Annotated in this window: 11 protein-coding genes; all 11 read right to left on the bottom strand. The window is 42.3% G+C overall.

All coding sequences use genetic code 11. The features are described from left to right. Positions 1 to 2 precede the first annotated feature (2 nt). The 11 genes from murD to CFY87_RS07175 all read right to left on the bottom strand — a co-directional run bounded on the left by murD (position 3) and on the right by CFY87_RS07175 (position 13,011). Entirely contained in the window at positions 3 to 1,319 is a 1,317-nt protein-coding gene (gene murD, locus CFY87_RS07225) for a UDP-N-acetylmuramoyl-L-alanine--D-glutamate ligase (protein ID WP_094946606.1), read from the bottom strand. A gap of 24 nt (positions 1,320 to 1,343) precedes the next feature. Beyond that, entirely contained in the window at positions 1,344 to 2,426 is a 1,083-nt protein-coding gene (mraY, locus tag CFY87_RS07220) for a phospho-N-acetylmuramoyl-pentapeptide-transferase (RefSeq protein WP_094946547.1), read from the bottom strand. Then, a complete protein-coding gene (murF, locus tag CFY87_RS07215; protein WP_094946546.1) occupies positions 2,420 to 3,802 on the bottom strand; it encodes a UDP-N-acetylmuramoyl-tripeptide--D-alanyl-D-alanine ligase in 1,383 nt (460 codons plus the stop codon). Before murF ends, mraY begins: the two co-directional genes overlap by 7 nt. Beyond that, on the bottom strand, positions 3,799 to 5,265 hold the full coding sequence (gene murE / locus CFY87_RS07210; protein ID WP_094946545.1) for a UDP-N-acetylmuramoyl-L-alanyl-D-glutamate--2,6-diaminopimelate ligase: 1,467 nt from the start codon (positions 5,263 to 5,265) through the stop codon (positions 3,799 to 3,801). The genes murF and murE overlap by 4 nt, the downstream gene beginning before the upstream one ends. 16 nt (positions 5,266 to 5,281) lie before the next feature. After that, on the bottom strand, positions 5,282 to 7,036 hold the full coding sequence (gene ftsI / locus CFY87_RS07205; RefSeq protein WP_094946544.1) for a peptidoglycan glycosyltransferase FtsI: 1,755 nt from the start codon (positions 7,034 to 7,036) through the stop codon (positions 5,282 to 5,284). Between the two features lie 70 nt (positions 7,037 to 7,106). After that, positions 7,107 to 7,427, bottom strand: a complete 321-nt coding sequence (gene ftsL, locus CFY87_RS07200) for a cell division protein FtsL (protein WP_094946543.1) — start codon at positions 7,425 to 7,427, stop codon at positions 7,107 to 7,109. Continuing rightward, positions 7,428 to 8,393 carry a 16S rRNA (cytosine(1402)-N(4))-methyltransferase RsmH gene (rsmH, locus tag CFY87_RS07195; RefSeq protein WP_094946542.1) on the bottom strand — a complete coding sequence of 322 codons (966 nt, stop codon included), beginning with the start codon at positions 8,391 to 8,393 and terminating at the stop codon, positions 7,428 to 7,430. It abuts the gene before it with no gap. A gap of 118 nt (positions 8,394 to 8,511) precedes the next feature. Next, positions 8,512 to 8,970, bottom strand: a complete 459-nt coding sequence (gene mraZ / locus CFY87_RS07190; protein WP_094946541.1) for a division/cell wall cluster transcriptional repressor MraZ — start codon at positions 8,968 to 8,970, stop codon at positions 8,512 to 8,514. Positions 8,971 to 9,210: 240 nt separating this feature from the next. Beyond that, positions 9,211 to 10,722 (bottom strand): carbon starvation CstA family protein, encoded by a 1,512-nt coding sequence (locus tag CFY87_RS07185; RefSeq protein ID WP_094946540.1) that lies wholly within the window; start codon positions 10,720 to 10,722, stop codon positions 9,211 to 9,213. Between the two features lie 114 nt (positions 10,723 to 10,836). After that, positions 10,837 to 11,037 carry a DUF5363 family protein gene (locus CFY87_RS07180; protein WP_094946539.1) on the bottom strand — a complete coding sequence of 67 codons (201 nt, stop codon included), beginning with the start codon at positions 11,035 to 11,037 and terminating at the stop codon, positions 10,837 to 10,839. A 48-nt stretch (positions 11,038 to 11,085) separates the two neighbouring features. Further along, entirely contained in the window at positions 11,086 to 13,011 is a 1,926-nt protein-coding gene (locus CFY87_RS07175) for a tRNA(Met) cytidine acetyltransferase TmcA (RefSeq protein WP_169711611.1), read from the bottom strand. Positions 13,012 to 13,014 lie beyond the last annotated feature (3 nt).

Raw genomic sequence — 13,014 nt, 5'->3', positions numbered from 1 at the left:
CCTCATCCCAATAATTTCGCCAATCGAGTAAATTCTTCGCCCCGTTTTTCAAACGAACTAAATTGATCTAAACTGGCACAAGCCGGCGAAAGCAATACCATATCACCCGCTTTCACTTGTTGACTCAACGCGTTCATTGCCTGTTCCATTGTGTCAAACAATTGACTTTGTGTCGATAGCGCCGCTAATTGTTGACCATCCTGTCCAAAGCAGTAGCAATAAATATGTGGTTGATTAATCAGGGTTTTTAATTCTGAAAAATCCGCCCCTTTACCATCACCGCCCAATAATAAATGTAAGTTTCCATCTAGAAATAAACCGGTTAATGCCGCCACAGTACTACCGACATTGGTGGCTTTAGAATCATTAACCCAACGCACACCATGAGCCAAATGGGCTAATTGAAAACGGTGATCCAAACCGCTGAACGTCGAAAGTGCGGTCTGAATTCCGGCTAAGTTAACCCCCACCGCTTGAGCCAAGGCAATAGACGCCAGTGCATTCATGTAATTATGTCGCCCGCTCAACTTAATTTGATCACAAGGCAAAATCACCTGCTCACCCGCCATCAAATATTGCTTACCATCTTCAGTTTTTAACCAATAATCCGCCTGACGTTCTGCAAAACTTACTTGGTACTGCGCGCTTTGTTGTCCATCTTCGCACGTTAATCGATCTTCTGCATTCACCACTGCGGTTTGGCAATGCTGATAAATTTTAAGTTTGGCTTGACGATAATCTTCCAAATCCACATAGCGATTCATATGATCTTCTGTCACATTCAACACTGTCGCGGCGGCGGCGTACAAACTATCGGTGGTTTCTAATTGGAAGCTGGATAACTCCAATACATAAAGATCATAATCTTCATCCAACAAGGACAACGCCGGAATGCCAATATTACCGCCCATGCCCACGTTCAAGCCGCCCGCTTTTGCCATTTCTGTCACCAGCGTCGTCACCGTGCTTTTTCCGTTCGAGCCGGTAATTGCGACAATCGGCTTGCTTGCTGCGCGACAAAATAACTCAATATCGCCAATGACTTCAACTCCGGCTTGGAGTGCGGTCTGAATTTCCGGTGTTTTAACCGCCAATCCCGGACTTATCACGATAATATCGCTATCCAATAGCCAATCCATATTCAACCCGCCGGTATGTAGCGGAATCTCGGCTTTGTGCACTAATTGATCCGCACCGGGCGGATTAGTGCGCGTATCGATCACGCGAATATTCGCTCCCTGTTTAAGCAAAAAATCCACACAAGAAAGCCCTGTTTTCCCCAAACCGATCACCGTTACTTTTTTATCTTGATAAGGCATTTTCATCCTATTTCCAACCGCATATTAACGTAATTTTAAAGTCATCAAGCCTAGCAATACCAACATCAACGAGATAATCCAAAAGCGAATAATCACGCGTGGTTCCGGCCAACCTTTTAATTCAAAGTGATGGTGAATTGGTGCCATTCGGAAAATGCGTTGCTTGCGTAATTTATAAGAACCCACCTGCAAAATTACAGAGACAGCTTCCATCACAAACACCCCGCCCATAATCACCAATAAAAACTCTTGACGCACCAATACCGCCACAACGCCCAGTGCACCGCCTAGAGCAAGGGAACCGACATCACCCATAAATACTTGTGCCGGATAGGTGTTAAACCAAAGAAAACCCAATCCAGCGCCGACAATAGCAGTACAAAATACCACTAACTCGGAAGTATGTTTAATGTATGGAATATAAAGATATTTTGACCACTCAATATTACCGGTCGCCCAAGCAATCAGCGCAAATGCTCCGGCAACAAATACCGTCGGCATAATGGCAAGACCGTCTAAACCATCCGTTAAATTTACCGCGTTACCGGTTCCGACAATCACGAAATACGCCAAAATAATATAGAATAAGCCCAATTGCGGCATCACATCTTTGAAAAAAGGAACCACTAATTTTGTCGCTTCCGTATCTTTGCCCACCGCATACATACCAAAAACCGCCACTAACGCGATAGCTGATAGCCAAAAATATTTCCAACGGGCAATTAATCCGTCGGTATTTTTGCGCGTAATTTTGCGATAATCATCAATAAAGCCCACTGCACCATAACCAAACAGCACAAATAAACTGAACCATACATAAGGATTGGTCAAATTTACCCATAACAACGTGCTAACACCGATTGAGATTAAAATCATAATCCCCCCCATGGTTGGCGTACCGCGTTTACTTAAATGGCTTTCCGGTCCATCATTACGCACTTCTTGACCGAATTTCAAAATTTGTAACCGACGAATGACCTTAGGACCAATCCACAACGACAATAAAAGCGCGGTAAATAACGCCATTGCCGCACGCATAGTGATATAAGAAATAACATTAAATCCGCTATAAAATTGTTGTAAATATTCAGCGAGCCAAACTAACATACAAAATGATCCTTTAATGAATGAATCACATCTTCCATCTTCATTCGACGTGATCCTTTTGCCAATAAAACAACTTTCTGATTTTCTTTTAATTTTTGTTCAATAATATTTTTAAGATAATCAGCTAATGTGTTTTTATCTGAAAAATGTATTCCATGAGCAACATGGGAAATCACCGCACTTTCTTCGCCAAAGCTAACCACTAACTCCAATTCGGCACTTTTGGCAAAATCCGCCACTTCTTGATGACAAGACCGAGTATTCTCGCCTAATTCCGCCATATCTCCAACAACTAAAATGCGAAATGCTGAATATTTTTGCAAAACGCGAATCGCCGCCTGCAGCGAGTTCACATTGGCATTATAGGTGTCATCCAATAACAACAGGTTTTCATCTACTTGCATTGGAAATAAACGCCCTTCAACCTGCGATTTTTGCTCCAACCCTTGCTTCACTTGTTGTAAATTTGCCCCCACATTCATTGCCAATGCTGCCGCTGCCAAAGCATTACTAATATTATGTTGCCCCAAGTATGCCGAATGTACTTCAATATTACCTTGCGGTGTGCAAAGCAAAAAAGTCGCACCATTTTCCGTCATTTGTACCTGATCGGCATAATAATCCGCTTGCGAATTTGTCACAGAAAATGACCGCACTTGATGACAGCCGATTTCCGATCGCCAACGATCCAAATAGTGACAATCCAAATTAATCACAGCCATGCCATCATCCACTAAGCCGCGATAAATCTCGCCTTTCGCTTTCACTACACCATCAATAGACCCAAAGCCTTCCAAATGTGCTGCGGCAATATTATTAACCAGCGCTACATCCGGTCGCACTAAATCCGTCGTATAAGCAATTTCACCAATATGATTCGCCCCCAACTCAATCACCGCAAATTGATGGCGCGGATCAAGACGTAATAATGTCAATGGCACACCAATATCATTGTTAAAATTCCCGTTGGTAAATAAAACCGCATCAAATTTGACCGCACTTTTTTGCAAAATCGCCGCGGTCATCTCTTTTACCGTTGTTTTACCGGAAGATCCGGTTATTGCCACAGTTTTAGGATGTAAATGCGCTTTTAGCCATTTTGCCAATTTTCCCAAAGCAAGCTTTGTATCGGCAACCACAATTTGTGGCACGTTAATGTCGCATTGGCGATCAACCACGACTGCTACACAGCCTTGCTCAACGGCGTTGTTCAAATAATTATGCCCATCAAATTTCTCGCCTTTTAAAGCAAAAAATAATCCATTTGGCGTATATTGACGGGTGTCAGAGCTAACATTTTCAACCGTCATTGCCGCATCACCTACTAACTGCCCGTTGAGGATCTCGGCAAGCTTTTTTGTTGTTAATATAATCATGACAAATAGCTCTTCGCTGTTTCTTGATCGGAAAAATGGTGCTTTTCCGTTCCAATAATTTGATAATCTTCGTGACCTTTGCCGGCAATCAAAATCACGTCATTTTCCACCGCACTTTGAATCGCGGTTTTAATCGCTTCTGCGCGTTGGTGAATAATCTGCACCCGATCAAGGTTGGTAAAACCGGCTCGAATATCTGCCATAATTTTAGCCGGATCTTCTGTGCGTGGGTTATCATCAGTGGCAATCACCTGATCCGCCAGCTTTTCCGCAATTTGCGCCATGAGCGGACGCTTACCGTTATCGCGGTCGCCGCCACAACCGAAAATGCACCAAAGTTTTCCGTGACAATGAAGACGTGCAGCAGCTAAGGCTTTTTCCAAGGCGTCCGGCGTATGCGCATAATCCACAATCACCGTCGGTTTATGCGCCACGGTGATCATTTCCATACGACCGCAAACTCCGTTTAATTGGGAAACGGTTGACGTTAATTGTTCGACTGAATAACCTAATGCCAATAAAGTTGCAGTCACCACCAGCAAATTACTCACATTAAACGCCCCGATTAAGCGACTTTCCAGTTTACCATTGCCCCAACTTGAGGTAAATTCAATGCTCGCACCTTTGCTGGTGAAAGAAAGTGCGGTCAATTTTAACCATGTTTTTTGTGTCGGCTGATAATCAGGATGGCAACTGACAGCAATAGCATTAGGCAATTGTGCCAACCATTGCACGCCAACGTCGTCATCAGCATTAATAATTTGTTGCTTGGTATACAATTCGGTAAATAAACGTTTTTTCGCATTGGCATATTCTTCTATTGTATGATGGTAATCAAGATGATCTCGGCTTAAATTGGTAAAAATTGCTGCGGCAAACGAAAGCGCTTCTACCCGATGTTGTACAAGCCCGTGCGACGATACTTCAATAGCCGCAAAATCCGCACCTTGACAAATAAATTGATCTAAGGAAGATTGAATTTCAATCGCCGATCCTGTCGTATTTGCCGCTTCTGTCGTTTTGCCAAATAGCCCGTTACCAATTGTCCCCATCACTGCGCCAGTACGCCCTAAAATTTGCGTCCACTGCGCCAGCAATTGCGCCACTGTGGTTTTTCCATTCGTTCCGGTCACACCTACTAAAGTCAAACGTTTTGATGGTGCGTGATAAAATTTATCGGCTAAGGCGGAAAGAGAGGATGATAGCTGAAAATAGGCAATGCACGGAACGCCTTGCTCAACATAAATTTGCAAATGCTGCTGTGCAAAATCAGCGTCAAAAATGACCGCACTTGCTCCTTGTTTGATGGCTTGTGCAATATATTGACGACCGTCGGTTTGATGACCTTTAACGGCAACAAAAAGACAGCCAGTCTTTACAGAGCGGCTGTCTAAGGTCATACCTGTTAACTCAATATCCGGCAATTGAAGATTTGCCCCAAAAAGTGTGGCGAGGTTTTGCATAATTTACTCTTTTGATTTAATTTACTTTTTGTTCTTTTTTATCACTAAGTCGAACCGTTCTTTTAGCGGTTTTATCCGATTCAACCGCATCCGGCATAATATTATTGGCGCGCAAGGCATAACTCATAATATTAGAGAATACCGGCGCCGAAATTGCCCCGCCGTAATAGCTCCCCGCTTTCGGTTCATTGATTAACACGACTAAAGCATAGCGAGGGTCTGAAATTGGTGCAATTCCAACGGTATACGCAACATATTTATCTACATAACGTCCGTTTTCCAGCTTTTTCGCCGTTCCAGTTTTTATACCAACCCGATAGCCCTCTACCATCGCTCTTTTGTTTTTAATTGCCACTTTTTCCAGCATATTCACAACATCCTGGGTGATTTTCTCGGAAAAAACTCGATTACCAATCACTGGCGGATCCACTTTCGTGATCGACAATGGGCGGTAAATACCGAAACTCCCTAACGTGGCATAAGCGTGTACCATTTGCAACGGAGTTGCCGTAATGCCATAACCATAGGCAACATTTGCTCGCTCAATATCCGCCCAACGCTTACGGTTAGCATTTAATAATCCGGATTGTTCCCCCACTAAACCTAAATCCGTCGGCTTTCCCAAGCCGGCATCTTGATAAGTCTCCATTAAGGCATTCGGAGGCATGCGTAACGCTAAACGACTTACTCCACGATTGCTGGAGTTTTCCAGAATTTGATCGAGTGTTTGTTTATCGCGCGGTGCTACATCCCTGACCTCATGTCCGTTAAGAACTAAAGGTCCGGTATTAATCACTTCATCACGTCGAACCGCTCCTCGTTGAAGCGCGGTCAAAATCACGAAAGGTTTGACCGTCGACCCCGGTTCAAAGGTATCGGTAATTGCACGATTACGCATTAACTCGGCTTTTACACCCACTCGGTTATTCGGATTATAAGAAGGCGCATTTGCCATTGCCAACACTTCGCCAGTACGAATATCAACCAATACTGCAGTTCCTGACTCAGCACGGTTTTCCACCACCGCAGTTTTAATTTCGCGATACACCATGGATTGTAATTTTGCATCAATACTCAAGGTAACATCATGTGCATCATATTTTTTTATATTAGCAATATCTTCTACCACATTGCCGAATTTATCTTTACGAAAGGTACGCGAACCGGATTTACCGACCAACAAGGAGTTAAAACTTTTTTCGATACCCTCAATACCTTCTCCGTCGATATTGGTATAGCCGATCAAGTGTGCCGTTTTTTCTACCTGCGGATAAAAACGTCTTGCTTCATCTTCAAGTATAATTCCCTTCAAATTCAGTTTTTTAACATAATCTGCAATTTGTGGTGAAATTTGACGTGCCAAATAAACAAAGCGCGATTTTGGATTTTTCTCAATATTTTTCAACATATTGTTATAAGAAATGCCTAATCCCTTCGCCAAAGCAGTCCAACGTTCTTTATCTTTTAACGAATTTTGATCAAAAATCACCTTCGGATCGGCAACCACCGCATACATTGGCACACTAACGGATAATAATTGCCCATTACGATCTAAAATTGAACCGCGGACAGAAAGAATCGTTTGCGTACGCAACGAACGTTTGTCAGCTTCATTCATCAGTGGCTCAGAATTCACTACTTGCACATAAGTCGCTCGCGCAATCAATGCGCTTAATCCCATTAAAACCACCGCAATCGCCCAATAAAAACGCCCTTTTAAAAAACTTTTTTCATAAACGACAGGCTTTTTATTGCGTTTAGCACCTTCAATATTGTTAAGATATTTTCTTGTTTTATTTAGATTTTTTTATTATTTTGATTAACCATTATTTATCCTTAACCTACTCTAAAATAATCACTTCTTTGTCAGCGGCAATGCCTTTCATTTTTAACTTTTCAGTCGCGATAGATTCAATGTGAGTATTATCGCTTTGAGTCGCCTCTTCCAATTTCAAATTGCGAAATTCATTTTCTAACGCCTGTTGCTGAAAAACCAATTCATTTTTTTCAGCAATCAATCCTCGGGTTTGATGAGTGATCCAAATGGTTCCAAAGGCAGTCAATAACACAGAAAACATCAATAAAAACAACAACTTATTGGCTGAAAATAAATCCTCTAAAATAATCTGCTGCAGCGGGTAACGCTCTGAAGTAGTTAACATTTAAATCCTCTCCGCTACGCGCAAAACCGCACTTCTAGAACGAGGATTTGCCTGCATTTCTTCTTCTGTGGGCATAATCGCTTTACCAATCACTTTCAAGGTCTGATTTTTATTAATTTGATCCTCACGCAAAGGTAATCCTTTCGGCAAACTTTCTCCTTTGCTTTGTTTACGCATGAAATGTTTCACCATACGATCTTCTAAAGAATGAAAACTAATAACCGATAAACGCCCCTGTGGCGCAAGTACACTCAAAGCACCTTGTAACACTCGCTCAAGTTCATCCAACTCTGCATTAATATAAATACGAATGGCTTGAAAACTGCGGGTTGCCGGATGTTTATGTTTATCCTTAAAGGGAACTGATTGAGCAATCAATTCAGCTAACTGCAAAGTACGAATTAGCGGATCCGTGCCATTTTGCACCGCACTTTTATTATATTGCACAATCGCTTGCGCAATACGTTTAGCAAAACGTTCTTCACCGAAAGTTTTCAGTACCCAAGCTAAATCTTGCTCCGAAACCTGTTGCAGCCATTCAGTCGCGGAAATTCCTTGCGAAGTATCCATACGCATATCTAACGGACCGTCTTTCATAAAACTAAAACCACGTTCTGCATCATCTAATTGCGGCGAAGATACACCAAGATCCAGCAAAATCCCATCAATTTTTCCAACCAAATTAAGCTGTGTGCAAATTTCCGGAATAGCAGAGAAACTATTGTGTTCAATATGAAAGCGTTTATCTTGGATAGCCTGAGCGGCACGGATGGCTTGAAGATCGCGATCAATGGCAATAAGACGACCGTTTTCGGACAATTTCGATAAAATCAAACGGGAATGCCCACCTCGTCCAAAAGTACCGTCAATATAAATCCCCTTTTCTTTCAACATTAACCCATCTACCGCCTCGTTTAGCAAAACAGTAATGTGTTCAGATGAAGAAAATGGATTTTGCATGACCATCATTTTTCCCAAAATAAAAAGATAATTTAACGTTCGATAAGATAACACGGTGCACAATTGTACACCGTTTATCTTTGCTAGTGCCGCTGTTTTTTTCTTTAAAAAGCAATGCTTTCTCTTATAACGACAGCGTATTTAATGCTTCCGACAATGCAAATTGACCACTGGCACCCAATGCCATGTCTTTTTCAATTTGAGTTTGCCATTCGATCTCGCTCCAGATCTCGAATTTATTTAATTGTCCGACCAACATTAGCCCTTTTTCTAACTTAGCGTGTTGGCGCAATAGACTGCTTATCAAAATACGTCCTGCACTATCCAATTCACATTCGGTGGCATAACCTAACATCACCCGTTGTAAACTACGTTGTTGAGGATCAAAATTTGATAGCTGTAATAATTTTTGCTCGACCATTTCCCATTCATCCAAAGGGTAAAGTAACAAGCAAGGTTGGCGAATATCCACGGTGCAAACCATATTGCCTTGATTTTTTTCCATAATCTCGGCACGATAGCGGGTTGGGATAGCCACTCTTCCTTTTGAATCTAAATTAACCGCTGATGCACCGCGAAACATAGTGTTACCCAACTATTATTAAACGAGCTTTAACTTATTGGTATTTTCGTTCTATTTTTACCACAAAATACCACTTTTCACCACTTTCCGTAAGTTTATTATTAGTTTCACCAAGTTGCAAGCAGTTTAAGCGCCAAGAAATGTAAAGTTATGTATATTTCTATATATCCAGAAAAACAAAAACCACTTACACGTTAAAAGTAAGTGGTTTTTAATAAACGACTTAGAAATAAGAATCGATTATTCCAGTGATGCCAATTCTTCCGGTGTTTTTACCGGTTTAAGTAATCCAAAGAATAACAAGCCACATACACCAGTACAAGCAAGACCGCCCCATACGGAAATATCATAGCTTAATCCAAAACCAATTGGAGCATTTAATATGAAAGTTGCGCAAACTGCGGTCATGAATAATGCCGGAATGGTGGCAATCCAGTGGAATTTACCGGTACGTAATAAATAAGCAGCCCCGACCCATAAGGTAATCATGGCTGTGGTTTGGTTCGCCCAACCGAAGTAACGCCATAAGATTTGGAAATCAATGGTTGAAACATAGAAACCTACTGCAAATAACGGTATGGCAATCATTAAACGTTTACCAATATTACGTTGATCGAATTTTAAGAAATCGGCAATTAATAAGCGAGCCGCACGGAATGCGGTATCGCCAGAAGTGATAGGTAATACCACAACCCCTAATACCGCTAAGATACCGCCAAATAAGCCTAACATACCAATCGCAGAGTCATAAACCACTTTGGATGGCGTCCCCTTTAATGCTTCTACTAAAGAGGCCTGTTCAGGATAGAAACTTAACCCGACCATACACCAAATTAATGCAATTATACCTTCACCAATCATCGCTCCATAGAAAATAAATCGACCTTCTTTTTCATTTTCAGTACAACGTGCCATTAACGGAGATTGAGTCGCATGGAAACCGGAAATCGCCCCACAAGCAATAGTGATAAACAATAAAGGCCAAATCGGTAAATTATTCGGATGCATATTTTTAAAGAAGTCTAAGAAACCAATATCAGTACCGATAGTTCTAAAAAGCGGGATCCCTTCGAATAATAAACCGAACAACATGCCTAAGGTCATAAACATTAATAATGCACCGAAGAACGGATAAATACGACCAATAATTTTATCGATCGGAACTAATGTCGCAATAATGTAGTAAACGAAGATAATGGTTGTCCACACAGTTAAAATTGTCCCTGCCGATGCACCGGCTTCATCATTAACTGCCGCCGCTCCCACAGAACCGGAAGACATTAAATCACTGGTAATATTCGTTAAAAGTGACGCCGGGCTCGCAACGAATACCACACCGACTAATAATAACAACAAAATAGCGAATACATTCATAAAATGTTTCGCTGGACGACCAAGATATTTACCCGCAAGATAAGGAATATTTGCCCCACCGTTACGAATACTTAACATACCGGTTAAATAATCGTGTACCGCGCCGGCAAAAATACAACCGAAAACGATCCATAACATCGCTACCGGTCCATACAATGCTCCTAAAATAGGACCAAAAATCGGACCGGTACCAGCGATATTTAATAACTGGATTAACCAAATTTTCTTTTTGGTCATTGGCACATAATCAACCCCATCTTGTTGCGCATACGCCGGCGTTTCGCGCCCCGGATTGATTACAAATACTTTTTCCACAACCTTACTGTAAATAAAATATCCCACCAGCAAAATTGCGACACACAATAAAAACCACAACATAAAAAACACCTCATACGGATAAAAAATACATTTGCCTTACAATATTAAGAAAAATAAAGTAGGCGTATTTTATGGAGTTGTTATAATTAAGTAAACTGAAGTTTAGTTGACCGGCTAAACTTTATTTGGAAATTTGTGATTCTCATCACAGTTTTTCATTTCAACAGGCGCTTTATCCGGAATTTTATTACCATTTTTATCTGCCCTAACCACCGGCATACAACCACAATGTCGCCCTTCCAGCCCGGCTTCTTCATAAAATTGATTGTATTTTTGCCAAAGTCGTTTCAACCAACTCTTCTTTTGTTTTGTCATACGCCCTCTTTTTACAGTGTAAATCGCTAATATAATTAGCCTTGTTCGTTAAATTTCACTATAGCTAAGTTGTTGCAAAAAGACCTTAATTTCTAACCGCACTTTTTTTAACCAATCTTTTTTCCCCATATTTCCCATGATACATGGATTTTGCCCTGAATAACGCAAAAAATCCTGTAACAAAGGGGTATTTTCCAATTCATAATGTCGCGCCAAACGTCTCAACGACGGAATTGTCGCCACTAAAGTGCGGTGAAAATTGGCAAAGTTTTGCAAATATCGCCAATCTTCCGCCTGCAACGTCCAATCAGGAGAGGCAATATCCCATGTCGTCGCCAGCGGATGAAATGATAATGCCATATCACGTTGAAATTGCCCTGCAACCACTTGACAAAAATCATCTCCCGCCGCCGTCAACGGATAAAGCGCAATCGCCGCATAATGCCCACTACTGGCTTCCTGATGCTCCCCAATATGCGCCAACACAAAGCCGCATTTTTGCCAAAATGCCCATAACTTGGGATGATAACCAAAGCTAACCGATAAAAAATCTACTGTCGTTTTTTGCAATGCATGCACCAATTGCTGACCCAGCGTTTTTTGTCGCCATGCCGGCTGCACTGCAATGCGGGAAATACGCAATGAGGTCAGCTCGCAAGCTGCCGCTAAATCCCATTGAAACGCCAAGACCTGCGCCGCGAGATTGCCCTTTGGACGCCGCTGCCCACGACGAATTTGCCCCACCAGATCCGAATCTTGCATCCCGCCCTCATGCACCGCCCAAATACCACCGAGTAATTGCGCCTGCACTTTTGCCATCACAAATGCTTGCTTGGGCGCATCTAATAAACGTCGCAAATCAATAGGCGAGGTACGATAATGAGCTTGCGTCAATAACGCATAAAACGCATCCGGTTGTTTGGCGACCTCCGCCGGCAAATAAGGACGGATGTGGATACTGGCGGGTTGAAAATAGGGCAAGGCAGGAAATTGAGACTCAATATCCAGCAATAACAGGGTTTCAAGAAACGCCTCGATCGGATCGTTTTGTTCCCAGCGCAACGGTTGCGTTAAGGTAAAATGGGTAAAAGTGCGGTCAATTTCTTGCTGAAATTTCAAAGAAAAACCGCGCCCCGTCCCTTCGTAACTGTGCGTCGTGGTGCTAAAAATTACGTGTTTAAAGTGTTGCGCAAAAATCGCCAACAGCGGCAACGGGATCATCGCCGCTTCATCCACCAACAACCAAGCATCCTGATAATGTTGCGGCGCACGTTGCAATTGCGCGGCTAACTTATCCGGCGCGATAAAATTCAGCATTTGAGTGGAAAATTGCTTTAAGGTATGCACTGCATTTTTATTAGGTGCAGTAAGATAAAGCGGATCGATTAATTTATCGGCAAGTAATCCCAATAAGGCGGATTTTCCACGACCACGTTTCGCGGTCAAAAAATATAATTCGCTTTGTTGCAACAAAATCTGACGGATAATTTCCTGCTGCTCCGGCGTGGCACGATGTACCGTTGTCGGCACAAAAATCGGCGAAAAATCCACCGCGCTTATTGTTGTCTCATTTGGCTTCAACACCGAAAAACCATATTGTCGAATACATTGCTTCAAACGCATTACAAAATGTGGCGTAGCGATCGGAGAAGATTCACCGCTCCAGCGCAAACTGTCCTGATCCGGCAGCGGTTCCCATTCCTCCCAGGCAGGAACCAGCACCCACAATCTTCCGCCGCCAACTAAGGTACCGCAAACGATCGCCAGCGCTGCTAAATCCATTCCTTCACGAGCGTCAAAAACAATGTGACCAAAGGATTGCCCGAGTAAATTTTGGGCTTGTGAAAAAGGATAAAACATAGGCTGAAAATCCGCCACATCAGGCTTCGTCATCCCCACCCATAATAAATGAGGATGATGGCAAAATGGACGAATATCCGCTTGCACAAGAAAGGTCAGTTGGCGTGGCGACATGAT

It is taken from the genome of Actinobacillus seminis, assembly GCF_002263215.1.
Lineage (GTDB): Bacteria > Pseudomonadota > Gammaproteobacteria > Enterobacterales > Pasteurellaceae > Actinobacillus_B > Actinobacillus_B seminis.
The sequence above is the reverse complement of the archived record's forward strand: the minus strand, read 5'-3'. Positions and strand labels throughout refer to the sequence as shown.